Consider the following 26477-nt stretch of genomic DNA (forward strand, 5'->3'; position numbering starts at 1 on the left):
GGTCACTTTTATCCCGCAAACGAGAATATTTTCCGTTTATATCGTTATGCGTTAATAAATGTAGCTTATGAATCAGTGACAAGGATTGGCGATTACAGGGGATTGCCGTAGAATGTCCGCCCTCATTACGAGTCACCAAGGTGGTTACACACAAACCCCGCTTCAGTCTGCTGCCTGAGGCGTCTATATGGGACAGCGCAAAAATTGAATACACAATCCCGTTCACGTTCACCGCTGGTGAAGCTGGAACGAATTCGTAAAAGCTTTGATGGCAAAGACGTCATTTCCGACCTCAATCTGACCATCAATGACGGTGAGTTTCTGACGCTGCTTGGCCCTTCCGGCTGCGGCAAAACAACCGTACTGCGCCTTATCGCCGGGCTGGAAAGCGTCGATAACGGCCACATCCATCTTGAAAACCAGGACATCACCCGGGTTCCTGCCGAAGATCGCCACGTCAATACCGTCTTTCAGAGCTATGCCCTGTTCCCGCACATGACCGTGTTTGAAAACGTGGCGTTTGGCCTGCGGATGCAAAAAACCCCGGCGAATGAGATCGAACCGCGCGTCACCGACGCCCTGCGCATGGTTCAGCTTGAGACGTTTGCCCAGCGTAAACCCCATCAGCTTTCCGGCGGCCAACAGCAGCGCGTGGCCATTGCCCGCGCCGTCGTCAACAAGCCGCGTCTGCTCCTGCTGGATGAATCCCTCTCTGCGCTGGATTACAAACTGCGCAAGCAGATGCAGAACGAGCTTAAAGCCCTGCAGCGCAAGCTCGGCATTACCTTTGTCTTCGTCACCCACGATCAGGAAGAGGCCCTGACCATGTCCGACCGCATCGTGGTGATGCGCGACGGCAAAATCGAGCAGGACGGCACGCCGCGCGAAATCTACGAAGAGCCGAAGAATCTGTTTGTCGCCAGCTTCATTGGCGAGATCAATATTTTCGACGCCACGGTGATTGAGCGTCTGGGCGACCAGCGCGTGCGCGCCAGCGTCGAAGGACGCGAGTGCAATATCACGGTGAATTTCCCCGTCGAAAAGGGACAAAAGCTCAACGTTCTGCTCCGCCCGGAAGATCTGCGCGTCGATGAAATTCACGGCAATACCGAGGCCGAAGGGTTAATCGGCTATATCCGCGAGCGCAACTACAAAGGGATGACGCTGGAGTCGGTCGTCGAGTTGGAAAACGGCAAAATGGTGATGGTCAGCGAATTCTTTAACGAAGACGACCCTGACTTCGACCACTCTCTCGACCAGAAAATGGTTATCAACTGGGTAGAAAGCTGGGAGGTTGTGCTGGCTGATGAAGAACACAAGTAAATTCCAGAATGTGGTGATCGCCACGATCGTCGGTTGGCTTGTGCTGTTTGTCTTTTTACCCAACCTGATGATCGTTGCTACCAGCTTCCTGACCCGCGACGACGCTAACTTCGTTTCACTGGTCTTTACGCTGGACAACTACGCGCGCCTGCTCGATCCGCTCTATTTTGACGTGCTGCTGCACTCGCTCAATATGGCGCTGATTGCCACCGTTGCCTGCCTGGTGCTGGGTTATCCCTTCGCATGGTTCCTCGCGGGCCTGCCGCAAAAGGTGCGGCCCCTGCTGCTGTTTTTACTGATTGTTCCCTTCTGGACGAACTCGCTTATCCGTATTTATGGCCTGAAGATTTTCCTCAGCACAAAGGGCTATCTCAATGAGTTTCTGCTGTGGCTGGGGGTGATTGATACGCCGATCCGTATTATGTTCACCCCGAGCGCGGTGATTGTCGGTCTGGTCTATATCCTGCTGCCGTTTATGGTGATGCCGCTCTACTCCAGCATTGAGAAGCTGGATAAACCGCTGCTGGAAGCGGCAAAAGATCTGGGTGCCAGCAGGCTGCAGACCTTTATCCGCATCATTCTTCCGCTGACGATGCCGGGCATTATCGCAGGCTGTCTGCTGGTGATGCTCCCGGCGATGGGCTTGTTCTATGTGTCGGATCTGATGGGTGGTGCGAAAAACCTGCTGATCGGTAACGTCATCAAGAGCCAGTTCCTGAACATCCGCGACTGGCCGTTCGGCTCCGCCACCAGCATTACGCTGACGGTGGTCATGGGCCTGATGCTGCTGGTCTACTGGCGCGCCTCACGCCTCCTGAATAAAAAGGTGGAACTCGAATGATCGGTCGACTGCTTCGCGGCGGTTTTATGACCGCCATTTATGCCTGGCTCTATATCCCGATCGTTATTTTGATCGTGAACTCATTCAACAGCTCACGCTTCGGGATTAACTGGCAGGGCTTTACCACTAACTGGTACAGCCTGCTGATGAACAATGACAGTCTCCTGCAGGCCGCGCAGCACTCGCTGACGATGGCGATCTTCTCCGCCACCTTCGCGACGCTGATTGGCTCGCTCACCGCCGTGGCGCTCTACCGCTATCGCTTTCGTGGCAAACCGTTCGTCAGCGGCATGCTGTTTGTGGTGATGATGTCACCGGACATCGTAATGGCCATTTCGCTGCTGGTGCTGTTTATGCTGCTGGGCGTACAGCTTGGCTTCTGGTCGCTGCTGTTTTCCCATATCACCTTCTGCCTGCCGTTTGTGGTGGTGACCGTCTTTGCGCGCCTGAAAGGGTTCGACGTGCGCATGCTGGAGGCGGCGAAAGATCTGGGCGCCAGCGAGATGACCATCCTGCGTAAAATCATTCTGCCGCTGGCGATGCCCGCCGTGGCGGCCGGATGGCTACTTAGCTTCACCCTGTCGATGGATGACGTGGTCGTGTCCTCCTTCGTCACCGGTCCGAGCTATGAAATTCTGCCGTTGAAGATCTATTCAATGGTGAAAGTCGGCGTCTCACCGGAGGTGAACGCGCTGGCGACCATTCTGCTGGTGTTTTCGCTGGTTCTGGTGATTGCCAGCCAGGTTATTGCTCGTGATAAAACAAAATCTCAGGGGACAATGAAATGAAAAAAATGCTCGCCGCTGCGGCGCTGGTGCTTGGCATGGGTGCCGCGCACGCTGATGACAGCAAAACGCTCTACTTCTACAACTGGACCGAATACGTGCCGCCAGGCCTGCTGGAACAGTTCACAAAGGAGACGGGCATCAAGGTGATCTACTCGACCTACGAGTCGAATGAAACCATGTACGCCAAGCTGAAAACCTACAAAGACGGCGCGTACGATCTGGTCGTGCCTTCCACCTACTTTGTCGACAAAATGCGTAAAGAGGGCATGATCCAGAAGATCGACAAAACGAAGCTAGCTAATTTTTCAAACCTCGATCCGGAGATGCTCAACAAGCCGTTCGACCCGAATAACGACTACTCCATTCCGTACATCTGGGGGGCAACCGCGATTGGCGTGAACAGTGATGCCGTCGATCCGAAGTCGGTCACCAGCTGGGCCGACCTGTGGAAACCGGAATACAAGGGTAGCCTGCTGTTAACAGACGACGCGCGTGAAGTGTTCCAGGTCGCGCTGCGCAAGCTGGGCTATTCGGGTAACACGACGGATCCCAAAGAGATCGAAGCGGCGTATAACGAGCTGAAAAAGCTGATGCCTAACGTGGCGGCGTTCAACTCTGATAACCCGGCAAACCCGTATATGGAAGGCGAAGTGAATCTGGGGATGGTGTGGAACGGCTCCGCGTACGTGGCCCGCCAGGCCGGGACACCGCTTGAGGTGGTCTGGCCGAAAGAAGGCGGGATCTTCTGGATGGACAGCCTTGCGATCCCCGCCAACGCGAAAAACGTTGAAGGGGCGCATAAGCTGATTAACTTCCTGCTGCGCCCGGACGTGGCGAAACAGGTTGCCGAGACGATAGGCTACCCGACGCCAAACCTCGCCGCACGCAAGCTGCTGAAGCCTGAGGTAGCTAACGATAAATCGCTCTATCCGGATGCCGAAACCATCAGCAAAGGTGAATGGCAGAACGATGTCGGTGACGCCAGCCGCCTCTACGAAGAGTATTATCAGAAATTAAAAGCGGGCCGATAAACGGTATCGCGTTCTTCCTCGCGCCGCCCGTACCGCGTGAGGAAGAATCAACTGACCGCATTCTCCCCTGCCCAGATCGTCGCCTTTCTCATCGCCTCAACCACGTCCTCATCGGACAAACCCAGCGCCTGACGAACCCGGGTTGCCTCGTCCCACTGCTGCTGTTCATAGTAACGGCAAAGGCTCACCATATCGGCCAGACATCCCTCCTGGTGACACAGCGCATTGCTCACGCTTTGCGGCACCGCAATTTGCTTCATCAACTCTGCCATCGGCAGCTCAAGGAGGGTATCGAGCAGAGAGAACAGGCCGCACATGAAGGCATTTTCCGCCAGCGCCGGTTCTTTCATCGTCTCAGCTATCAGCTCACAGAACTTACCGCGCATCATACTCAGCGGGTAAAGCTCGCTGACGGTGTCATTGCCCGCGCTGGCGAGGACCACAACGGCAACAAACCGTCTCAGCTGGTTTTCCCCGAGGTATCTCAGCACTTCGCTCAGGGTTAACTTACTGAAATTACAGGCACCGACATGTTTAAATGCGGTGTGTTTCATGTAGCGCATGATCTTATAGGACAGCGTGAGGTCGGTTTTAATCAACGACTCGACGATCCGAAAATCGGGTTTATTGCGCCCAACCTCCATTTGCAGCCGAAAAATCGCCAGCTGATTTTGCGATAGCCGTTTATATTTAATGACCTCCGGACGGCAGAAAAAATAGCCCTGAAAAAGAGAAAAGCCTTCTTTCCGGTATTGTTCGAATTCCTCTTTAGTCTCAATTTTTTCAGCGAGATATTTAATATGCCCGGTCAGATGTTTACGCTCTTCCAGATACGCTTTAATTTGCGCTAAGGAATAATTTCTGACGTCGAATTTCAGTATCGAAATATAGGGTAAAAAAGCATCCCATTCAGGTGCAAGGGTGAAATCATCAAGCGCAAACTGATAGCCGTGCGCATTCATCTCGCTGACGGCCTGCAGCAGTTCAGCCCCTGGCACCGCATCTTCAAGGATCTCAATGACCACGCTCTCTTTATCGAGCGCTTCACCACTGCGGTCAATGACCATTCGTGACGGGAAATTAATAAACGACGTGTGCATCCCGGCAATGCGCTGGGACGGCACACATAAAAACTGGTCCGATATCATTCTGGATGTGGCATATTCCGCCGACACATCCGGAAAACGGTTTGTCATCCCATCTCTGAAGAGCAGCTCATAGGCCACCGTCTTCATCTCAGGGTTAAAAATGGGTTGTCGCGCAATAAATCCGTACATATCCCATCCTCCTCTACACCTTTATATTTATTAGCATCCTCTTTCTACACCACGATAACGAGCATTATCGAGCGCTATTTTGATTGAATGCACAAAATAAAAGCATCCACACTAATTAACGGGATTTAATATTATGGAAATTTAAATTAAATATATCCGGCGCTCTACAGAAAGAGGACGAAATATCCGATAAGTACTGAGTGCCTGCCCGACATGCACGCCATTACGGGAGAAGAGAATGAAAGACGCCATGGTCCGAAAACAAAAAATAAGAGTCAAGACGTTGATGCTATTGTCCATTTTCCTCACCGTGACGGTGGGCTTTACGGCAACGATCGGGTTTATGATGTGGCAGTGGATGGCGCAGCAGGAGGTTCTGGCCAAAAAACATATCCGCCAGATTGCCGAAGTGCAATCGTTGCAGGTCAGCAAACAGCTGGATTCTGCCCTGACCGCCGCCCGAGACATGGGCAACAGCGCCCTGGCGCTGCGCGAGGCGGGCGTATCCGATCGCCAGAGTCTGAACCAGCTGCTCATCCACTACCTTTCGGCTCACCCGCAGTTTCTCTCTATGTCGATGGCCTTTGAGCCCAACGCGTTCGACGATAAAGATGCCGCCTGGGCCGGTCAGACCGGTGAAGATCCTACCGGGCGCTACGCCCGCTACGTTGACCGGGACGCCACCGGCAAACCGGCATTACACCTGCTGACGGACATCGAAACCCCCGGCAGCGGTGATTATTATCTGCTGCCGAAACAACGGCATAAAGATGTGATCATCGAGCCCTATATTTATCCCTACAACGGCGTGGACGTGATGCTCACCTCGATTGCCGCCCCCATCATGCGCGACGGTCAGTTCCTGGGCTCGGTCACCTCTGACTTCTCGCTCGCCACGCTGCAATCGACGATCGGCGCGATTAAACCGTGGAACGGCACCGGCTACGCCCTGCTCCTTTCAGCGGGTAATAACGTGGTGTCCAGCCCGGACAAGCGCGCGGCAGGTAAGCCTTACGCCGGTCAGATTACCGGTCATGACGTCACCCGGGTAAACGATCCGCTGCTGAAGGAAGACGTGTTCATCACCTGGCAGGACATCACCGTCGGTAATAGCCAGACGCCGTGGAAACTCGCCATTATCACCCCGGTCAGCGAAGTGATGGCCGAAGCGCGCGCATTTTTACTAAAAGCCATCATCCTGATGGTGTTAAGCATCGTTGCGGTTAGCATGGTCATGGCGCAGATTTTTACCCGTAAAGTTGACCGTCCGGTTGGGGGTGAGCCTTCGGAAGCCGCCGGGATCGCCCTGGCCGTTGCCCGGGGAGAGCTGAACAACACCATCCCGGTACGTTCCGGGGATACCCACAGCATTTTTTATGCCCTGCACACCATGCAGATGCAGCTCAAGCGCATCGTCGACAATATCAGCGAAGCCAGCCATTCCGTGCACGGCGGCACCAGCGAAATTTCGGCGGGCAATCTTGACCTCGCCTCGCGAACCGAAGAACAGGCGGCGGCGATTGTTGAAACGGCAGCCAGCATGGAAGAGATTTCGGTCACGGTGAAAAATAACGCCGACAACGCCCACAAGGCGACGACGCTGACCGATCGCGCCGCGAGCCTCGCCGGGCATGGCGAAACGCTGGTGAACGACGTGGTCGTTGTGATCGGAGAGATTGATGAGAGCGCGCGTAAGATTGGCGAGATTAACAGTATTGTCGACGGCATCGCCTTCCAGACCAATATCCTGGCGCTGAATGCTGCCGTTGAAGCGGCGCGGGCTGGCGAACAGGGGCGCGGCTTCGCGGTTGTCGCAGGGGAAGTGCGCAATCTTGCCCAGCGAAGCGCCAACGCGGCAAAAGAGATCTCTCAGCTAATTGCCGAGTCCTCAGGCCGCGTAAGCAAAGGCGTTGAGCTGGTCAATGAAACCGGGGTGATGATGAAACAGGTGATTGAAGCGGTGTCGCATGTGCATCTGGTCATCAACGATATCGTTCAGGCGCTGGACGAGCAAAATCGGGGGATTAGCCAGGTCAGCACCGCCGTTAACCAGATGGACAGCACGACCCAGCAGAACGCCTCGCTGGTTCAGCAGATCTCTGCCGCGGCGCTCTCGCTGGATGAGCAGGCTAAATCGCTCGAGAAGACGCTGGCGTTCTTCCATTCATAACAAAAAGGCACCCGTCCAGCGGGTGCCTTTTCACGCGATTGCCGTTACAGCCCTTTCAGCAGCTTGTCGACAAACGCCGGGACGACCGCGCTTGCCAGACCGTAGTGTTTCTCTTCAAACTCGCTGCCTACCTGGCTTGGCTCAAGGTTCAGTTCAACCGTATGCGCACCGTGCAGTCGCGCTTCGTGGACAAACCCCGCCGCCGGGTAAACATGTCCGGATGTGCCGATGGCGATAAACACGTCAGCCATCGCCAGCGCACTGTAGATCTCATCCATGCCCAGCGGCATTTCGCCGAACCAGACCACGTGCGGGCGCAGGCGCGACGGGAACTGGCAGCAGTGGCACTTATCCTCTGGCAGTACGTCTTCTTTCCAGTCCAGCACCTGGCCGCTCCAGGCGCAGCGAACCTTGAGCAGCTCGCCGTGCATGTGGATGATGTTCTTGTTACCGGCCCGCTCGTGCAGGTTGTCGATATTCTGCGTCACCAGCAGAAAACGATCGCCCAGCGCCTCTTCCAGCTTCGCCAGCGCCAGATGCGCCGCATTCGGCGCGACCTCAGGCTGCTGAAGCTGACGACGGCGGGCGTTGTAAAACGCCTGCACGAGATCCGGATCGCGGGCAAAGCCTTCCGGCGTGGCCACATCCTCCACGCGGTGCTCTTCCCACAGCCCGTCCGCCGCGCGGAAGGTTCGAATTCCTGACTCGGCGGAGATCCCCGCCCCGGTCAGCACCACCACTCTGGGTTTATCCATCGCTTCTGGCATCATTCTGTCTCTGAAAAAGATCCGCTGGCGCAAGCGCTCACGCAAGCGGCGTTTGTTTTTGCGAAAACGGCTGAGTCGACCCTGGCGACGCGACAGCATAGAAACCTCGTAAACTAATCGGTGAGATGAAGGAATGCGGCTCCGCGCATGCCTCCTGCGTCCCCGTGTCGCGCGCGTTCAATACGCGGCACGCGGGCAACCGGCAATAAGTGTCGGGGCAAACGCCCGGACAACCGTTCCGTAATCGCGGTAAAGTTTGAAAGCCCTCCCCCGATCACCAGCAGATCCGGGTCGACGATGGTGAGAATATTTCCCAGACACACCGCCAGCAGATCCAGATAGCGCTCGACGTGCTCACGCGCCTGCGCATCCCCTTGCTCCCACAGGGTAATGATTTGAGGGGCTTCAAGTTTCTGATGATAGAAGTGTTCGTAAAGCCATGCAAACCCGCGGCCGGAAAGATAGTTCTCAATGCAGCCGTGCTGGCCGCAGCCGCAGCGGGTCAGCGGGAAATCACGCCCCACCACCTCCAGGGCATCCACCGGCAGACGGATATGGCCAAACTCGCCGGTGATGTAGCTGCGCCCGGTAATCGGCTTACCGTTGATCACAATGCCCCCGCCGACGCCGGTACCGAGGATCAGCCCCATCACCAGCGGATAGCGGCGGAATTCATCGTCCCAGGCTTCGGAGAGCGCAAAGCAGTTAGCATCATTGTCTAAACGCACGTCGCGTTCAAGGAGGGCAGAGAGATCGGCGCGCAGCGGTTTACCGCTGGCGGCAGGGACGTTGGCGGCATACAGCGTGCCGTCGTCGGTTTCGGGCATCCCGGGAATGCCGATGCCGACGCTGCCTTTCACGCCAAAGCGTTCATCGGCCTGCGCCACCAGCGCGGCAATCGCGGTTAAAAATTCGTCGTAGCTTTCGCGCGGCGTGGGAACGCGGGTTTCCCACTGCAGCTTGAGGTCTTTATCAAACACGCCGAGCGCAATCTTGGTGCCGCCAATATCAAATCCATAATACATAACGCATTCCTCTTTCGACCTGGCGGCCCGAAAGCCGCTAGATCATGACGTAATTACTGGCCACTTAATACCCTCGCCGGATCAATTCGGCTTGCGCGACGCGCCGGATACCAGCTTGCCAGCAGACTCAGTAAAAGTGCTGTAACCAGCACATAAAAAACATCCAGCCAGTGCAGCTCAGACGGCAGGAAGTCAATAAAATAGATATCACCCGACAGGAACTGGTGGCCGATAAGCTTTTCGATCCCGTTGATAATGGGGGTCAGCTGCAGGGAAACCACCACGCCAATCACCACGCCGCACAGGCTGCCAAACAGCCCCGCCAGCAAACCGTACCAGACGAAGATGGCGCGAATAAGACCGTCTTTCGCCCCCAGCGTACGCAGCACCGCGATGTCGCCGCTCTTGTCCTTGACCGCCATCACCAGCGTCGAGACGATATTAAAGCACGCCACACCAATCACCAGCACCATCGCCAGATACATGATGGCGCGGATCATCTGGATATCACGGTACATATACCCGTAAGTGCCGATCCAGCTTTTGATGTAGACATAGTTATTGGTCACGCTGCCCGCGTCGCGGACCAGCCTGTTGGCGTTAAAGACGTCGTTCACCTTAATGGCAATCCCCGTCACGCTGTCGCCCATATCGAGATACTGGCGCGCATCTTCCATCGGCACCATGGCGAAGCTGTGATCGAGCTGACCGCTCAGCTGAAGAATACCGGTGACGTGCAGGCGCACGCGCTTAGGCTGCTGCAGCTTGTGGTCGGCGCTGGCGTTCGGGATCATGATTGACACCCAGTCGCCCTGCTTCACCTTCAGGGCATCGGCAACGCCTTTACCCATGATGATCTGCTGCTCACCGGCCTTAAAGTTGGCCCACGCGCCGTTCTGCACATAGTTTGGCAGCGCGCTGAGACGCGCTTCCTGGGCGGGGTTGACCCCTTTCACCTGAATGGCGCGCAGGTTTACCCCGCTCTCCACCAGCCCGGTAAAGTTGATGTAGGGCGCGGCCGCGGCAATGCCGGGCACTTTTTCAACTTTGTTGAGCGCATCGCTCCAGTTCGTCCACGGCTGGTTAACCGGCTCGATCTCCCCGTGCGGCACCACCGCCAGAATGCGGTTATTCAGCTCGCGCTCAAAGCCGTTCATGGCGCTTAAGCCCACAATCAGCACCGCCACGCCCAGCGCAATACCGATGGTCGAGATGACGGAGATCAGCGACACCATGCCGCCGCGACGGCGGCCGCGGCTAAAACGTAAACCGATGAGTAACGATAACGGTGACGCCATTACTCTGCTCCCATCAGGGTCAGTTCCGCATTCAGATGGCCGTCGCGCATCTCAAGCTGACGCCCCATGCGTTTTGCCAGCTGCAGATCGTGGGTCACGACCAAAAACGCGGTGCCCTGGGAAGCGTTCAGCTCGCCCAGAAGCTGGAAAATACTGTCCGCATTGCGGGCATCCAGGTTACCGGTAGGCTCATCCGCCAGCACCAGACGCGGGTTGTTGACCAGCGCACGGGCAATCGCCACGCGCTGGCGCTCGCCGCCGGAAAGCTCAGAGGGACGGTGGTTACCGCGATGGCCCAGCCCTACCGCTTTCAGCATATCGCTGGCACGAGCGTTAATTTCTGCCGGTTTCTTTTTGCCAATCAGCAGCGGCATCGCCACGTTTTCCAGCGCCGTGAAATCCGGCAGCAGGTGGTGGAACTGGTAGATAAAGCCCAGCTCGCGGTTGCGCAGCTCGGCCTTCGCCGCGGAGGACATTTTGCTCATCGGCTGGCCGGAGAAAATCACGTCGCCGTTGGTTGGCGTATCCAGCCCGCCCAGCAGATGCAGCAGCGTACTTTTGCCCGAGCCGGAGCTGCCGACAATCGCCATCATCTCGCCTTCGCCCACGCTGAAGCTCACATTGTGCAGCACGTCGGTTTGCACAGTGCCTTCCTGATAGCGTTTGGACAGGTTGTCGCATTGCAACAGGATCTTATTCATAACGTAAAGCCTCAGCGGGTTGAGTGGCGGCGGCGCGCCAGGAAGGATAAAGCGTAGAAAGCAGCGCAATGGCCATCGCGGCCAGCGCAATACCGACCACCTGCAGCGGCTCGATAGCCACCGGCAGCGCCGCGCCGTCAAGCAGCGCGCCGATGATCGGCATTAAGTTATTAAGCTGGCTGGCAAGCAATGCCCCCAGCACGGCACCGAGCAGCGCGCCGATGATGCCTGCGCTGGCCCCCTGCACCATAAACACCGCCATGATCTGGCGCGGCGTGAGCCCCTGGGTTTGCAGAATAGCGACTTCGCCCTGCTTCTCCATTACCATCAGGCCCAGCGAGGTGATGATGTTAAAGGCGGCCACGGCCACGATCAGGCTCAGCAGCAGCCCCATCATGTTTTTCTCCATGCGCACGGCCTGGAACAGTTCGCCTTTACGCTCGCGCCAGTCCTGCCATTTCGTGCCTTCCGGCAGGCTTTGCTGGCTGAGGGTATCGACCTTCAGCGGCTGATCGAGCCACAGGCGCCAGCCGGTGATATTCCCAGCCGGGTAGCGCATCAGGCGTGAAGCGTCCTGAATGTTGACCAGCATCTGGTAGCCATCGACTTCGCTGTTAGCGGCAAAGGTACCAATCACGTTGAACAGGCGCTGGCTTGGCAGGCGCCCCATCGGCGTAAACTGGCTGGCAGAAGGGACCATCACGCGCAGCTGATCGCCACGGTTGACGCCAAGCTGACCGGCAAGCTGTTCACCCAGAATCACGTTGTATTTTCCGGCCTCCAGATCGGTCTGCTTCACGTTAACCAGATACGGCGTCAGCGGATCGTTTTGCGCCGGGTCAATACCCAGCATCACGCCGACCGCCACGCTGCGGGCGCTTTGCAGCACCACGTCGCCGGTCGTCAACGGCGCAACGCGCGTGACGCCCTGTAACTTCGCCGCGCTTTCCGGCAGCTGTTGCGGGTTAACCGAACCATTGGAGGATGAGAGAACGGCCTGCGGCATCAGCCCCAGGATGTTGTTTTGCAGCTCGCGTTCGAAGCCATTCATGACGGAAAGCACCGTCACCAGTGCCATCACGCCAAGCGTAATGCCAATAGTCGAAAGCCAGGAGACAAAGCGACCGAAGCGGTCCGCGGCGCGCCCACGCATGTAACGTAAGCCTATGAAGAGTGCGACAGGTTGATACATGAAATCCGTCTGTTTGCTGATAGCAGACCCACGAGTATATAAGCGAATCCGTTAAGCGTAAATGACTGAAACCGTAAGCTTTGGTAATCATTTTTCCGAAAAATTCAGATAAATCAGGGTGCTATTGTCGGAATACTCACCTCGCACCCTCCACCTTTTCCGAAAAACCTCCTGATACAGACTGTTACCCATTACATCCTGGCTTCGTTTTACAACAATTGTTCGTTCGTTTATGGCAAAAAGGTAGTGGCGAACAATGAAGCAAAAAGCATTATGGATTAACCAGATAAAAGGGCTGTGTATCTGCCTGGTGGTTATCTATCATTCGGTGATCACGTTTTATCCGCATCTGATCGGGCTGCAACACCCGCTCTCCGGCCTTCTCGCCAAATGTTGGGTCTATTTTAACCTCTATCTCGCACCGTTTCGTATGCCGGTCTTCTTCTTCATCTCCGGCTATCTGATCCGTCGTTATATTGACGAGGTGGACTGGCGAACCAGTCTCGACAAACGGATCTGGAGCATTGTCTGGGTCCTGGCGCTGTGGGGCGTCCTGCAATGGCAGGCGTTGACCCACCTGAACGCCTGGCTGGCACCCGAGCGCGAGCTTGCCACCTCGTCGAACGCGGCCTACGCCGACTCGTTCTCAGGCTTTGTGCTGGGGATGGTCACTGCCAGCACCAGCCTGTGGTACCTGTATGCGCTGGTGGTCTACTTCACGCTGTGTAAACTGTTGAGCCGCTGGAAGCTGCCGGTACTGGGACTGCTGGCGCTGGCAAGCATCGCGATTAACTTCCTGCCGCTGCCGTGGTGGGGGATGAACAGCGTGGTACGCAACATGATCTACTACAGCCTCGGGGCGTGGTATGGCGCAGAGCTGATGGCGTGGATGAAAAGCGTCAACCTGCGTCGCATCTGGCTGGCAACCGGCGCTTTCGCCGCCGTCTCCGTGGTGCTGTGGTTTGCTAATGTTCCGCTGCTGCTCTCATTGCTGTCGATTGTGCTGATTATGAAGCTGTTCTACAGCCTTGAGCAGCGCTATGCCGTTCACCCGAACAATCTGCTGAACGTGATTGGCTCAAACACCATTGCGATTTATACCACCCACCGCATTCTGATTGAGGCCTTTAGCCTGTTCCTGATTAGCGAGATGAATGCCGCATATTGGCCGGTCTGGGCCGAGCTGGGCTTAATCCTAGTCTACCCGTTTGCCAGCCTGCTGATCTGTACCCTTGCCGGGCTTGGGGTGCGTAAACTCTCCACCACGCTGTTTGGGGATGTTTTCTTCTCTCCTCCGTCTTCGCTGCCCCTGTCACCTTCTACGCGTTAATGCCCTCTCCGCCCCCGTTTCGGGGGCGTTTAGCCCTTCCGTACGGTTACGATTTGCTTATGTAAAACGATCGAGGATAATAAAGACATTGCGTATCAGAGATATGCCCCAATACTGTTGGTATATCCATAAGAGACTCTGACATAGCCATGCCTGAACACTATCGTTATTCCTTGCCTGTCAAAGCGGGCGACCAGCGCCAGCTGGGTGAACTCACTGGCGCGGCGTGCGCCACGCTGGTAGCGGAAATCGCCGAGCGTCATCCTGGCCCGGTGATCCTGGTTGCCCCGGATATGCAAAATGCCCTGCGCCTGCACGACGAAATTCGCCAGTTCACCGATAGCCTGGTGTTCAGCCTGGCCGACTGGGAAACGCTGCCCTATGACAGCTTCTCTCCGCATCAGGAGATTATCTCCTCGCGCCTGTCGACGCTCTATCAACTCCCGACCATGCAGCGCGGCGTGCTGATTGTGCCGGTAAATACCCTGATGCAGCGCGTCTGTCCGCACAGCTATCTGCACGGTCACGCGCTGGTGATGAAAAAAGGCCAGCGCCTGTCCCGTGATGCCCTGCGCGCGCAGCTTGACGGTGCCGGCTATCGCCACGTCGACCAGGTTATGGAGCACGGGGAATACGCGACCCGCGGCGCGCTGCTTGACCTTTACCCGATGGGCAGCGACCAGCCGTATCGTCTGGATTTCTTTGATGATGAAATTGACAGCCTGCGCGTATTCGACGCCGACACGCAGCGCACGCTGGAAGAAGTGGAGTCCATTAATTTACTGCCCGCACATGAGTTCCCCACGGACAAAACCGCTATCGAGCTGTTCCGCAGCCAGTGGCGCGATAAGTTCGAGGTGAAGCGCGACGCGGAACATATTTATCAGCAGGTCAGCAAAGGCACGCTTCCTGCCGGGATCGAATACTGGCAGCCGCTGTTCTTCAACGAGCCGCTGCCTGCCCTGTTCAGCTACTTCCCGGCGAACACGCTGATTGTCAACACCGGGGATATCGACGCCAGCGCCAGCCGCTTTGAAAGCGAAACCCGCGCCCGCTTTGAAAACCGTGGCGTTGACCCGATGCGCCCGCTGCTGCCGCCGGAAGCGCTGTGGCTGCGCACCGACGAGCTCAACGCCGAACTGAAGCGCTGGCCGCGCATGCAGCTGAAAACCGATTCGCTTGCCGATAAGGCCGCCAACACCAACCTCGCCTTCCGGACGCTGCCGGACCTGGCCGTTCAGGCGCAGCAGAAATCCCCGCTGGATAATCTGCGCAAGTTCCTGGAGTCCTTTACCGGCCCGGTGGTGTTCTCCGTTGAGAGCGAAGGCCGCCGCGAAGCGTTAGGTGAGCTGCTGGGACGCATTAAGGTGGCGCCGAAGCGCATCCTGCGTCTGAGCGAGGCGACCGGAAACGGTCGTTACCTGATGATTGGTGCCGCCGAGCACGGGTTCATCGACACGCTCAACAACCTGGCGCTGATTTGCGAAAGCGACCTGCTGGGCGAGCGCGTCGCGCGTCGCCGTCAGGACAGCCGTCGCACCATCAACCCGGACACGCTGATCCGTAACCTGGCCGAGCTGCACCCGGGCCAGCCGATTGTTCACCTGGAACACGGCGTTGGGCGCTATCAGGGTATGACCACGCTGGAAGCGGGCGGCATCAAAGGTGAATACCTGATGCTGACCTACGCTAATGACGCCAAACTGTATGTTCCGGTTTCCTCCCTCCATCTGATCAGCCGCTACGCGGGGGGTGCCGAAGACAATGCGCCGCTGCACAAGCTGGGCGGCGATGCCTGGGCGCGCGCGCGCCAGAAGGCGGCGGAAAAAGTGCGCGACGTGGCGGCCGAGCTGCTGGATATCTACGCCCAGCGCGCGGCCAAACAGGGCTTCGCCTTTAAGCATGATAAAGAACAGTACCAGCTGTTCTGCGACAGCTTCCCGTTTGAAACCACGCCGGATCAGGCCCAGGCCATCAACGCCGTGCTGAGCGACATGTGCCAGCCGCTGGCAATGGACCGCTTAGTCTGCGGCGACGTCGGCTTCGGCAAAACCGAAGTGGCGATGCGCGCCGCCTTCCTTGCGGTGGAAAACAACAAGCAGGTGGCGGTGCTGGTGCCGACCACCCTGCTCGCTCAGCAGCACTTCGACAACTTCCGCGACCGTTTCGCCAACTGGCCGGTACGTATTGAGATGCTCTCGCGTTTTCGCAGTACCAAAGAACAGACCCAGATTCTGGAACAGGCCAGCGAGGGTAAAATCGACATTCTGATCGGCACCCACAAGCTGCTGCAAAGCGATGTGAAGTGGAAAGATCTGGGGCTGCTGATCGTCGACGAAGAGCACCGCTTCGGGGTGCGCCACAAAGAGCGCATCAAAGCGATGCGCGCCGACGTCGATATCCTCACCCTAACCGCAACGCCAATCCCGCGAACCCTGAACATGGCGATGAGCGGCATGCGCGATCTGTCGATTATCGCCACGCCGCCGGCGCGCCGTCTGGCGGTAAAAACCTTTGTTCGCGAGTACGATAATCTGGTGGTGCGTGAGGCCATTCTGCGTGAAGTGCTGCGCGGAGGGCAGGTGTACTATCTCTACAACGACGTAGAGAACATTCAAAAAGCGGCGGACAGGCTGGCGGAGCTGGTGCCGGAAGCGCGTATCGCTATCGGTCACGGGCAGATGCGCGAGCGCGAGCTGGAGCGGGTGATGAATGATTTCCACCACCAGCGCTTCAACGTGCTGGTGTGTACCACCATCATTGAAACCGGTATTGATATCCCGACCGCGAACACGATTATTATCGAACGCGCGGATCACTTTGGTCTGGCGCAGCTTCACCAGCTGCGCGGTCGCGTCGGGCGTTCGCACCATCAGGCCTACGCCTGGCTGCTGACGCCGCATCCGAAAGCGATGACCACCGACGCGCAAAAGCGTCTGGAAGCCATCGCCTCGCTGGAAGACCTTGGCGCAGGCTTTGCGCTGGCCACGCACGATCTCGAGATCCGCGGTGCCGGCGAACTGCTGGGTGAGGACCAGAGCGGCTCGATGGAGACCATCGGCTTCTCGCTCTATATGGAACTGCTGGAAAACGCGGTTGACGCCCTGAAGGCCGGACGCGAGCCGTCGCTGGAAGATCTCACCAGCCAGCAGACCGAGGTCGAGTTGCGTATGCCTTCTCTGCTGCCGGACGATTTCATTCCGGACGTGAATACCCGTCTATCTTTCTACAAGCGCATCGCCAGTGCGAAGACGGAAAACGAACTGGAAGAGATTAAGGTTGAGCTGATCGACCGCTTTGGCCTGCTGCCCGATGCGGCGCGAAATCTTCTGGATATCGCTCGCCTGCGCCAGCAGGCGCAGAAGCTGGGCATTCGCAAGCTTGAAGGCAACGAAAAAGGCGGCGTGATTGAGTTCGCGGAGAAGAATCACGTCAACCCGATGTGGCTGATTGGCCTGCTGCAAAAACAGCCGCAGCATTTCCGTCTGGATGGTCCAACCCGTCTGAAATTTACCCAGGAGCTGACGGAGCGCAAAACCCGCATGGACTGGGTGCGTCACTTTATGCGTCAGCTGGAAGAGAACGCGATCGCATAACCTCCATTCCCCTGTTACCTGAGGAATTTCATGTAGTTTATTAACCGGAAGCGATGAAAGTTGCTTCCGGAAAATGAATAGCTTACAGCGACACCCTGGTCCGGCTGTAAATCGCTGAAGCGTTTCCTGCAGGCCGGGGCGAGGCGCAGGGAGCCCGGGTTGTCAGGGTGGTGGCGATTGAGCCACCCTGGCACGTTCACCGGTCATGTCGTTACAAAGCAGCAAGGAACATAAAGTGAACGGAATGACCACCAGAGCCGTATGTTCCCCCTCACCCCAGCCCTCTCCCTCAAGGGAGAGGGGGTCGTCCGTGCAGGCATTATTTTATGGGGATCCCTTCCCCTGTTAGCCCAGCGCTACGGGGGGACAATTTACAAACTCTTTGCACTTCACCCGATCTTCCCGACACTCCCATTCGCCATAATTATCGTTAACCCCTTATAAAACAATAACCTTATCATTTGCATGGATTATGGTGATGATGACCTCTTCGCGTTTTACTCGCTGGTTAACCCTGTTTGCGCTGGCAGCCACCCTCGCGGTTGCGCTTCCCGCTCGCGCAAATACCTGGCCCCTTCCTCCGCCCGGCAGCAAGGTGGTGGGGGAAAACCGCTTTCATGTGGTTGAAAATAATGGCGGTTCGCTGGAAGCGATTGCCAAAAAATATAACGTCGGTTTTCTGGCCCTGCTGCAGGCGAACCCTGGCGTCGACCCGTACGTCCCGCGCGCGGGCAGCGTGTTGACTATCCCGTTACAGGCTATTCTGCCGGACGCTCCGCGTGAGGGGATCGTTATAAATCTGGCGGAGCTGCGTCTGTACTATTACCCGCCGGGTAAAAATGAGGTGACCGTCTACCCAATTGGGATTGGTCAGCTGGGCGGCGACACCCTGACGCCGACGATGGTCACGACCGTCTCGGATAAACGCGCGAATCCAACCTGGACCCCGACGGCCAATATTCGTGCCCGTTATAAGGCCCAGGGCATCGATCTTCCTGCCGTGGTGCCGGCAGGCCCGGATAACCCGATGGGGCACCACGCGATCCGCCTGGCGGCATACGGCGGTGTCTACCTGCTGCACGGCACGAATGCGGACTTTGGCATCGGCATGCGCGTCAGCTCCGGCTGTATTCGTCTGCGCGATGACGATATCAAAACGCTGTTTAACGTCGTTACGCCGGGAACCAAAGTGAATATTATCAATACGCCGATTAAGGTTTCTGAGGAGCCGGGCGGCGTGCGGCTGGTTGAGATTCACCAGCCGTTATCGAAAAACATTGGCGACGATCCGCAGACACTGCCCATTAACCTGAATGCCGCGATGGTAAGCTTCAAAACGAACGCGAATACCAATAGCGTAGTGATGGAGCGGGCGATGGAAGCGCGGTCAGGCATGCCGACCGACGTCACCCGGCATCACGGCGTCGTCCCGCAGTCGATGTAAATCAGAAATAAAAAAAGGCCCTGCTGAGCAGGGCCTTTTTTTATTGCAGTGGCATAAATGAGGGTTTATGCCCGGCTTATTTGTAGATGACAGCCGTGCCGTGCAGGGTGTTAGGACCGGTCACAGAGGTGATGCGGTAAGATTTAGCACCCATCTCTTGCGCTTTTTGCGCCAGCTGATCTTCCAGTGAACTCAGGTTAGTACCGGCAGACGCAGAGATTGTCCCGACTTTATGCTGGTCAGCAGGGGTGGATTGCACCTGTACAGCAGCAAAGCTTGCAAAAGAGAGTGAACTCAGAACAGCGGCAGCGATGAGGGTTTTTACGTTTTTCATGATGTTTACCTTTAGCAGATGAATTTGGAGGTCGTTAATCATTTAGTTAACGATCGATAGGTAAATCATAAATGTGATCCAGGTCACGCGTCAACATAATTTTATAACGAGCGTTAACTTAATTTTAAAATTCTTATTTTTCATACATATATGATTAATTTATTTTTAAGCATTCAGCACTGGTGGTGGGTTGCGTTTATTTTTATAATGGTCGTTCACCAAACCAACAGAGGACCAACGGCAAATGACAACCGATGTCACGAGTTGTGCGAAGAAAAGCCGTGGCCGACCAAAAGTGTTTGACAGGGATGCAGCGCTTGATAAGGCCATGACTCTCTTCTGGCAACATGGGTATGAAGCAACCTCGCTTTCCGATCTGGTAGAAGCCACCGGAGCCAAAGCGCCAACGCTGTATGCCGAATTTACCAATAAAGAGGGGCTGTTCAGGGCGGTGCTGGACAGATACATTTCGCGCTTTGCGGCGAAACACGAAGCCCAGCTGTTCTGTGAAGAGAAAAGCGTTGAACAGGCGCTTCGCGACTATTTCACTGCCGTCGCGACCTGTTTCACCAGTAAAGATACGCCTGCGGGCTGCTTTATGATTAACACCTCAGCCACCCTTGCGGCGTCCTCTAAAGAGATTGCCAATACGGTGAAATCGCGGCATGCCATGCAGGAGGAGACGCTCAGTGCATTTCTGGCTCAGCGCCAGCAGCGCGGTGAAATCCCTGCGCAGTGCAACCCTCAGCTGCTGGCGCAATACCTGAGCTGTATTTTGCAGGGGATGTCGATCAGCGCCCGTGAAGGGGCCACGCTGGAAAAACTGCAGCATATTAGCGACACCACGCTGCGGCTGTGGCCTGAGCTACTGAAAATCTGACGCAAAAAAAAAGCTCCTCAGCCTGAGCGCATGAGGAGCTAAATTCAGAGAACATCTTTTTTACACTTTGTTATTCAGAACCAGCTGGCCATTTCCATCCAGTGGAATTTGCGTGCCCGGGTCTTTATCCATGCGGATTTTGCCCTGCTGATCGCCAATTTTGTACGTCACGTCATAGCCCAGCATTTTTTCCGACTTGTCATAGACGGTTTTGCAGCGTTGCTGAGTCGTGGTGTAGGTATCATTATCCTGCATCGCGCCCTGCACCTGGTTACCGGCATAGCCCCCCCCCAGCGCGCCGACCACGGTCGCCACATCTTTACCCCGGCCGCCGCCAAACTGGTGACCAATCACGCCACCCGCTACCGCCCCCAGAACAGAACCGGCAATGCGGTTTTCATCCTGGACAGGACGACGGTGCGTCACGGAGACGTTGCGGCACTCCTGACGAGGGGTTTTCACGGTTTCTTTAATCGGTGTAGCAGAAACCACCTGTGCATACTGCGGGCCGCGATCTAATACGTTGAGACTGGCAACGGCAGCCACACCTAACGCAGCCGCGACGCCAATCCCTATACCCGCCAACATTGATTTATTCACGGGACTTCCTCCTTTGTTGCTATTGGTAACAATTTTGCAATGGAGGCAACGCTTCGCCAATCAGATAAAGGATCAAAAAAGGGGCATAGCGAGGAGATATATTCTATTTAGGAGAACTCTTAAGCAGTCAAACTGTGATCTACAGCATGAAATGCTAAAAACTCCCTCCGGAGAGTCCGGAGGGAGTGAAAGATTAGTGCAGCTTCAGACGCGGACGGATCACGCGGTTGATTCTGCCCACTAGCATCATCAGCCCGGTTTTAAAGTAGCCGTGCAGCGCAATCTGGTGCATACGGTACAGGGAGATATACACGAAGCGAGCGATACGCCCTTCCACCATCATCGAGCCACGCATCAGGTTGCCCATCAGGCTGCCGACGGTAGAGAAGTTTGACAGTGACACCAGTGAACCGTGGTCTTTGTAGACATAGGCCTTCATTGGCTTGCCTTTGTACTGCGCCAGAATGTTGTGCAGCACCAGGCTTGCCATCTGGTGAGCGGCCTGCGCGCGCGGAGGCACAAACCCACCTTCAGGACGCGCGCAGGAGGCACAGTCGCCGATAGCGAAGATTTCAGGGTCACGCGTGGTTTGCAGCGTTGGCTCGGTTACCAGCTGGTTAATGCGGTTCGTTTCCAGACCGCCGATCTCTTTCATAAAGTCAGGCGCTTTGATACCTGCCGCCCAGACCATCAGATCCGCTTTGATATATTCGCCGTCTTTGGTGTGCAGACCGCCTTCGTCGGCGCTGGTCACCATGGTCTGCGTCAGCACCCGCACGCCCAGCTTGGTGAGCTCATTGTGCGCCGCACCGGAAATTCGCGGAGGCAGCGCAGGCAGGATGCGTTCACCGGCTTCAACCAGCGTGACGTTCAGCGCTTCGTTAGTTAACCCTTTGTAACCGTAGCTGTGCAGCTGTTTCACCGCATTGTGCAGCTCCGCAGACAGCTCAACGCCCGTCGCGCCGCCGCCGACAATGGCGATATTCACCTTACCGTTCGCACCCATATTGCTGGTGTACTTCAGGAACAGGTTCAGCATTTCCTGATGGAAACGACGCGCCTGGTGCGGGTTATCGAGGAAGATACAGTGCTCTTTCACGCCCGGCGTGTTGAAATCGTTGGAGGTACTGCCCAGCGCCATGACCAGCGTGTCATACGCCAGTTTACGCTCGGGAACCAGCAACTCCCCTTTTTCATCGCGCAGCTCTGCCAGGGTGATGGTTTTGCTTTCACGGTTGATGTCCACCACCGAGCCCAGCTGGAACTGGAAATGATGGTTGCGCGCGTGTGCCAGATAGCTGAGCGCGTCCACGCCCTCATCCAGAGAACCGGTTGCCACTTCATGCAGCAGCGGTTTCCACAGGTGGCTGTGGTTACGATCCACCAGCGTAATTTTGGCTTTTTTACCGCGACCCAGCTTCTTGCCCAGCTGTGTAGCCAGCTCCAGCCCGCCAGCACCACCGCCTACAATCACTATCTTTTTCAATGGCGTAGTCAACGTGACCCCCTCAAATTATTAACCAATTGTTAATTAAAAGTTATAAAAATAACCCTTAATTAACAACAGGTTACATCACTGAAACCATTCAGGTGCATTGAGAATACCACGTCAGGCGCATTGGTCATACCAAAATTGATATGCATCAAGTTTTGATGGCTTAAAAGTAGACAATTCTGGTCAAAAAGAAAGCCCGGTACGCTTTCGCGGCCGGGCTTTGATGCCTGCGGGTATATAGGGTTAACCCAGCGTTTTAAACGCTTTGATACGCTGCAGATGCGGGGAGATGTTTTTGAACTTGTGGGTCTGTTCTTCGTCCCAGACGATCTCATAGTAATGATGTAACAATTCTGCTGCCCGATGGCTGTTGAGCGCTTCATCATTACGGGAGAGGATCACCAGGCAGCGGTCGCGGTTTTTCTCACGAAAATTGCTGACGCACTTGGTCGCAATATCGACATACTCTTCCGGGCGGTCAATTTTGCCTTCCATGTTCTCGTTCGGGAACAGGTTAGGATTGAACACCACCTGGCGAATGTCGCACAGGAAGCCAATGCGCTCCGCCCAGTAGCCGCCCAGCCCCACGCCGCAGATCAACGGGCGGTCGTCGACGTTGAGCTGCAGCATTTTGTCCACCTCTTTGAGCAGATGCTGCATATCATGCTTCGGATGGCGCGTGCTGTAGCTGATCAACCGTACATCCGGATCGATAAACTGCAGCTGCAGCACCTTCTCATGATTACCAGGGCTGTTTGAGTCAAAACCGTGTAAATAGATGATCATCGTCTTCTCACCACGCTACGCCTTCCGGGAGGGTTTACAGGCTGGCTTTATGTGCCTGCCAGCGCTCATTCAGGTCTTCAAGCCGGGCGTTGACCGTCTTCCAGCGCGCCGAATCCATCAGCTCCTGACGGCTAAATGAACCTTTATGATACAATTGTGTAACACGCTCTGCATTGATCGGCGACAGGTTATCCAGCACGCTAACGGCACCTTTACGATTATTGCAGACCAGGATCATATCGCAACCTGCATCCAGCGACGCCTGACCGCGCTCAGCGTAGCTGCCCATGATCGCCGCCCCTTCCATGGATAAATCGTCAGAGAAAATCACGCCGTTGAAGCCCAGTTCCTGACGCAGAACGGTTTTCAGCCAGTGCGGAGAGCCGCTGGCAGGACGCGGATCAACGTCGCTGTAAATCACGTGCGCGGGCATAATGGCATCCAGCTTGTTGCCGGTGATAAGCGACTGGAAAACTGACATATCTTTGGCGCGGATCTCCGCTTCCGGGCGCGGATCGCGCGGCGTCTCTTTGTGGGAATCTGCCGTCACTGCCCCGTGGCCCGGGAAGTGTTTCCCGGTGGTTTTCATTCCTGCGTCGTGCATGCCGTCGATGAACCGGGTTGCCACTGCCAGCGCAATACGCGGATCTTCATGGTATGAGCGCTCGCCAATGGCAGCGCTGATATGCCCTACATCCAGCACCGGGGCAAAGCTGATGTCGATATCCATGGCAATCATTTCGCTGGCCATCAGCCAGCCGGCCTCCTGCGCCAGTTTTCCACCCTCTTCCGTGCCGAGCAACGCGGCAAAAGACTGGGCGGCGGGCAGGCGGGTAAACCCTTCGCGAAAACGCTGCACGCGTCCGCCTTCCTGATCGACGGCCACCACCAGATGGTTACGCGACGCGGCGCGGATCTGACGCACCAGCTCGCGCAGCTGCGCCGGATCGTGATAGTTGCGGGTAAACAGGATCAGGCCACCCACCAGCGGATGCGCCAGAATTTCGCGCTCCTCCGCATCCAGCTCAAACCCTTCTACATCCAACATGACTGGACCCACATCCACCTCTCTTATCCTTTAGTTTGTAACTGACGCCAGGCATCGTCTGCCAGCGCAATAAATTGTTTGTCTCTGGACTGCCGATAGCGCATTTCAAACCAGCCAGCCATTAACATCACGACCCAGGGTCGCCAGCGTCTGACCTGACGCTTCAGCGCGTCGGGGTCAATATGTGCCAGTCGGGCGTAGTCCCTGATGAGCATCTGCCGCGCGGCGTCACTCTCCGCCCAGACTGCCGCCAGCTCCAGCGCCACGTCGCCGTCTCCGGCATACTCCCAGTCGATAAGCCTGATGCCCGCTGACGTATGTACAATATTTCCGGCATGAACATCCATGTGCAGCGGCGAGAGCCGAATCGGCTGCGGCTCGCCCGTTTTACGCAGCCGCTTGAGATGTGCCAGCCACACTGGAGTACGCCTCTCAGGCAGGGCCTGCTGCCAGTAGTGCTCAAGCAGCGGGAATAACGTGATTCGCCATCCCAGGCGCGGCTGCCGGTGCAGATGATACAGCATCGCCGCAAGCTCCGGCGTGTCCGGCAGCGCGCTTTTAACGTCACCCTCAAGATAGTCGACGGCCATCCAGCCCTGTCTGAAAAAACGAGGGGCAGGCACGAGACCCGCCGGAAGGCGTCTCAGGGCACGAAACTGACGACGGAAATGGGAGGCAGGCGCAAAGGGGTCGTGATTTTGCCGCAAGACCAGACGTCGTTCGCCCTGCTCTATAATGCAACTCGCGCCGCCAAGCCCGGAATGGGCCTGCGGCGCGATAAGGCGGTACTGAGGAAAATAGCGCGTCAGAATCTCTTCACGCGTGCTGTCATTGTTGCGTAACCGCACCTTTACCTGACCAGATAATTTCGCCTGTCTGAACCAGCATCAGCTGCATCTGCAGGGCTGGGGTATTCACGTTACCGGTGGCGTTAGAGTACAGGACATACTGTGCGCCAACGTTACGGGCAATGCCGATCGCCTTGCTGCGCGTGCCGAGGCTATCCTGCGGCGACAGGCCCAGCTGCTGCTTGGCGACCGCGAGCTGCTGAGCCGAGACCAGCGTAAACTTGCCGTTGTTAGCCAGAGCATTGCGCAGGGTTTCCGTCGCTTCACCCGCGTTCAGCGAACCGTTGGTACGGTTGTTGACGCTGTCGACCAGCAACACGCTGCCCGCCGTCACGCCCTGCGCCTGCAGCATTTTGCCGACCATCGGCTGCATGGCCCCGTTCCAGTCGTAATGGCGCACGCGCGGCGTGGGCTGTGACGTCTGGTCCGGATGTTCAATCGGGCCTGGCTGTGACGGAATAGACGGTACAGACGGCACGGTTGGCTGCTGCTGCGTTGGCGGCGTCGGCTGTTCAGTACCCGGTTTAGCCTCTTCCACAGGCGCTGGCTGTTCAGTTCGGGTCACACACCCTGCGAGAAACAGAGCGAAAGCTGTCACGAGCGCATAGCGGCTCAAATTATTAATCAAGGTTCACCCCTCAGAGATAAAGATAAAGTCTCACCTTATGTGCACCCAGATAGTTGGCGCTGCCATAGAGCGTCACCGACGACCTGGCCGGAATGGTGACGCTGCGCGGCGCCTCCAGCGGATGCATTTCAAGACCTCTTACGTCATACCAGAAAAAACGGTAGTGCACCGTCACGGGTTCATGTCTTTCATTAAAGAGCGTAGAGGAGGCAGATGAGTTGATTTCACTGATGGTCAACGCGGGCTGTTGCGCCGTGATGCCCGCGGCAAGCACGGAGGACTCCATGACCAGCGTCTGTTCATCATTTACGGGGATCGCCGGATGCGAGCTGCACCCCACAATCATCATCGTCATTACCAGCGCTGCAATACGCCCTTTAAGCATGTCAAAGACCTTTATGTGCCAGCATCGGCCCCAGAGGACGTCCACCCAGCAGATGCATGTGAATATGATAAACTTCCTGACCACCATGACGGTTGCAGTTCATGATCAAACGGTAACCGTCTTCTGCAATCCCTTCCTGTTCAGCGATTTTCGCGGCCACCGTCAGCATACGACCTAACGCCACTTCATGCTCGGTTTTTACGTCATTTACAGTCGGAATCAGAATATTGGGAATGATAAGGATGTGCGTCGGGGCCTGAGGGGAAATGTCCCGGAAAGCCGTCACCAGCTCATCCTGATAGACGATATCTGACGGAATTTCGCGGCGGATAATTTTACTGAAAATCGTTTCTTCAGCCATGACCTTTTCCTTTTTTGTTTAATCTGGCGCAATGCGTCCGCTGTAAACACACTCCCGGGATCGGTGTGTGACACAATTCAAGAGTATGAGCGAGTTTCTCCTGTCCTTTCAACCTCCTCCCTCGATTTCTTTCCTGAATGTTCATCAGCTGCGTGAAGAGTGACCGCTCGTATGCCACAACGGGCTGAAACATTATTTCAGTTCCGGTCGACACATCTGTTTACAGCATTAATAGCAATGCGTATATTTCGCATTTGCATTTTCATGCGCATTTTTAACATAGAAAACGACGCCAGCCCGTTTCTGCGGGACTGACGCATACCCTCTTC

24 protein-coding genes are annotated in these 26477 nt (G+C 56.2%); 9 read left to right on the forward strand and 15 right to left on the reverse strand.

Features of this window, described 5'->3' with window-relative positions; translation table 11 throughout:
* The first annotated feature begins 174 nt into the window (after positions 1 to 174).
* Genes potA through potD form a run of 4 tightly spaced genes read left to right on the forward strand, consistent with a single transcriptional unit; the run spans position 175 to position 3983 of the window.
* Entirely contained in the window at positions 175 to 1323 is a 1149-nt protein-coding gene (gene potA / locus N037_RS01930) for a spermidine/putrescine ABC transporter ATP-binding protein PotA (RefSeq protein ID WP_197278569.1), read from the forward strand.
* Positions 1307 to 2164, forward strand: coding sequence for a spermidine/putrescine ABC transporter permease PotB (gene potB, locus N037_RS01935; RefSeq protein ID WP_032638592.1), 858 nt, complete (start codon positions 1307 to 1309; stop codon positions 2162 to 2164). Before potA ends, potB begins: the two co-directional genes overlap by 17 nt.
* Positions 2161 to 2952, forward strand: coding sequence for a spermidine/putrescine ABC transporter permease PotC (potC, locus tag N037_RS01940; protein WP_023335305.1), 792 nt, complete (start codon positions 2161 to 2163; stop codon positions 2950 to 2952). Before potB ends, potC begins: the two co-directional genes overlap by 4 nt.
* Positions 2949 to 3983, forward strand: a complete 1035-nt coding sequence (gene potD / locus N037_RS01945) for a spermidine/putrescine ABC transporter substrate-binding protein PotD (RefSeq protein WP_023335304.1) — start codon at positions 2949 to 2951, stop codon at positions 3981 to 3983. The genes potC and potD overlap by 4 nt, the downstream gene beginning before the upstream one ends.
* A gap of 47 nt (positions 3984 to 4030) precedes the next feature.
* On the opposite strand, the gene N037_RS01950 is transcribed toward potD, so the two are convergent.
* Positions 4031 to 5260, reverse strand: coding sequence for an EAL and HDOD domain-containing protein (locus N037_RS01950; RefSeq protein WP_032638594.1), 1230 nt, complete (start codon positions 5258 to 5260; stop codon positions 4031 to 4033).
* 238 nt (positions 5261 to 5498) lie between these two features.
* Between N037_RS01950 and N037_RS01955 the strand changes: the two genes are divergently transcribed.
* Positions 5499 to 7430, forward strand: a complete 1932-nt coding sequence (locus N037_RS01955) for a methyl-accepting chemotaxis protein (protein WP_032638596.1) — start codon at positions 5499 to 5501, stop codon at positions 7428 to 7430.
* A gap of 44 nt (positions 7431 to 7474) precedes the next feature.
* Here N037_RS01955 and cobB read toward each other — a convergent pair whose 3' ends face one another.
* From cobB to lolC, 5 genes are read right to left on the reverse strand one after another with little or no spacing between them, the layout of a single operon-like run.
* Positions 7475 to 8296, reverse strand: a complete 822-nt coding sequence (cobB, locus tag N037_RS01960) for a Sir2 family NAD+-dependent deacetylase (protein ID WP_032638598.1) — start codon at positions 8294 to 8296, stop codon at positions 7475 to 7477.
* A gap of 14 nt (positions 8297 to 8310) precedes the next feature.
* Entirely contained in the window at positions 8311 to 9222 is a 912-nt protein-coding gene (gene nagK, locus N037_RS01965) for an N-acetylglucosamine kinase (RefSeq protein ID WP_032638600.1), read from the reverse strand.
* 53 nt (positions 9223 to 9275) lie between these two features.
* The gene (gene lolE / locus N037_RS01970) at positions 9276 to 10520 is read right to left on the reverse strand and encodes a lipoprotein-releasing ABC transporter permease subunit LolE (RefSeq protein ID WP_023335299.1); all 1245 of its coding nucleotides are present in this window, start codon (positions 10518 to 10520) and stop codon (positions 9276 to 9278) included.
* Positions 10520 to 11221, reverse strand: coding sequence for a lipoprotein-releasing ABC transporter ATP-binding protein LolD (gene lolD / locus N037_RS01975; protein WP_008500772.1), 702 nt, complete (start codon positions 11219 to 11221; stop codon positions 10520 to 10522). Before lolD ends, lolE begins: the two co-directional genes overlap by 1 nt.
* Positions 11214 to 12413, reverse strand: coding sequence for a lipoprotein-releasing ABC transporter permease subunit LolC (gene lolC / locus N037_RS01980; RefSeq protein WP_032638602.1), 1200 nt, complete (start codon positions 12411 to 12413; stop codon positions 11214 to 11216). Before lolC ends, lolD begins: the two co-directional genes overlap by 8 nt.
* A 256-nt stretch (positions 12414 to 12669) precedes the next feature.
* Between lolC and N037_RS01985 the strand changes: the two genes are divergently transcribed.
* The 3 genes from N037_RS01985 to ldtC all read left to right on the forward strand — a co-directional run bounded on the left by N037_RS01985 (position 12670) and on the right by ldtC (position 18783).
* On the forward strand, positions 12670 to 13743 hold the full coding sequence (locus N037_RS01985; RefSeq protein ID WP_032638604.1) for an acyltransferase family protein: 1074 nt from the start codon (positions 12670 to 12672) through the stop codon (positions 13741 to 13743).
* A gap of 149 nt (positions 13744 to 13892) precedes the next feature.
* Positions 13893 to 17339 carry a transcription-repair coupling factor gene (gene mfd / locus N037_RS01990; protein WP_023335295.1) on the forward strand — a complete coding sequence of 1149 codons (3447 nt, stop codon included), beginning with the start codon at positions 13893 to 13895 and terminating at the stop codon, positions 17337 to 17339.
* Between the two features lie 478 nt (positions 17340 to 17817).
* Entirely contained in the window at positions 17818 to 18783 is a 966-nt protein-coding gene (gene ldtC, locus N037_RS02000; RefSeq protein WP_023335294.1) for a L,D-transpeptidase LdtC, read from the forward strand.
* Positions 18784 to 18859: 76 nt separating this feature from the next.
* On the opposite strand, the gene bhsA is transcribed toward ldtC, so the two are convergent.
* A complete protein-coding gene (gene bhsA, locus N037_RS02005) occupies positions 18860 to 19117 on the reverse strand; it encodes a multiple stress resistance protein BhsA (RefSeq protein WP_032639138.1) in 258 nt (85 codons plus the stop codon).
* A gap of 244 nt (positions 19118 to 19361) precedes the next feature.
* Between bhsA and comR the strand changes: the two genes are divergently transcribed.
* Positions 19362 to 19997 carry a TetR family copper-responsive transcriptional repressor ComR gene (comR, locus tag N037_RS02010; RefSeq protein WP_023335292.1) on the forward strand — a complete coding sequence of 212 codons (636 nt, stop codon included), beginning with the start codon at positions 19362 to 19364 and terminating at the stop codon, positions 19995 to 19997.
* Positions 19998 to 20057: 60 nt separating this feature from the next.
* Here the strand turns inward: comR and N037_RS02015 are convergent, their stop codons facing one another.
* From N037_RS02015 to hinT, 8 genes are all read right to left on the reverse strand, one after another.
* On the reverse strand, positions 20058 to 20597 hold the full coding sequence (locus N037_RS02015) for a glycine zipper 2TM domain-containing protein (protein WP_008500779.1): 540 nt from the start codon (positions 20595 to 20597) through the stop codon (positions 20058 to 20060).
* Positions 20598 to 20790: 193 nt separating this feature from the next.
* Positions 20791 to 22095 carry an NAD(P)/FAD-dependent oxidoreductase gene (locus N037_RS02020; protein ID WP_023335290.1) on the reverse strand — a complete coding sequence of 435 codons (1305 nt, stop codon included), beginning with the start codon at positions 22093 to 22095 and terminating at the stop codon, positions 20791 to 20793.
* A gap of 240 nt (positions 22096 to 22335) precedes the next feature.
* The gene (gene ycfP, locus N037_RS02025) at positions 22336 to 22878 is read right to left on the reverse strand and encodes an alpha/beta hydrolase YcfP (RefSeq protein ID WP_008500781.1); all 543 of its coding nucleotides are present in this window, start codon (positions 22876 to 22878) and stop codon (positions 22336 to 22338) included.
* Between the two features lie 34 nt (positions 22879 to 22912).
* The gene (nagZ, locus tag N037_RS02030) at positions 22913 to 23938 is read right to left on the reverse strand and encodes a beta-N-acetylhexosaminidase (protein ID WP_032639139.1); all 1026 of its coding nucleotides are present in this window, start codon (positions 23936 to 23938) and stop codon (positions 22913 to 22915) included.
* Between the two features lie 11 nt (positions 23939 to 23949).
* A complete protein-coding gene (gene thiK, locus N037_RS02035) occupies positions 23950 to 24774 on the reverse strand; it encodes a thiamine kinase (RefSeq protein ID WP_032638608.1) in 825 nt (274 codons plus the stop codon).
* Positions 24755 to 25399, reverse strand: a complete 645-nt coding sequence (lpoB, locus tag N037_RS02040) for a penicillin-binding protein activator LpoB (protein WP_155858078.1) — start codon at positions 25397 to 25399, stop codon at positions 24755 to 24757. Before lpoB ends, thiK begins: the two co-directional genes overlap by 20 nt.
* A 13-nt stretch (positions 25400 to 25412) precedes the next feature.
* Positions 25413 to 25787 carry a YcfL family protein gene (locus tag N037_RS02045; RefSeq protein WP_023335286.1) on the reverse strand — a complete coding sequence of 125 codons (375 nt, stop codon included), beginning with the start codon at positions 25785 to 25787 and terminating at the stop codon, positions 25413 to 25415.
* 1 nt (position 25788) lies between these two features.
* Complete coding sequence (gene hinT / locus N037_RS02050; protein ID WP_006809243.1) at positions 25789 to 26148, reverse strand: purine nucleoside phosphoramidase; 360 nt, start codon at positions 26146 to 26148, stop codon at positions 25789 to 25791.
* Positions 26149 to 26477: the final 329 nt, after the last annotated feature.

It is taken from the genome of Enterobacter sp. EGD-HP1 (assembly GCF_000733275.2).
GTDB lineage: Bacteria > Pseudomonadota > Gammaproteobacteria > Enterobacterales > Enterobacteriaceae > Enterobacter.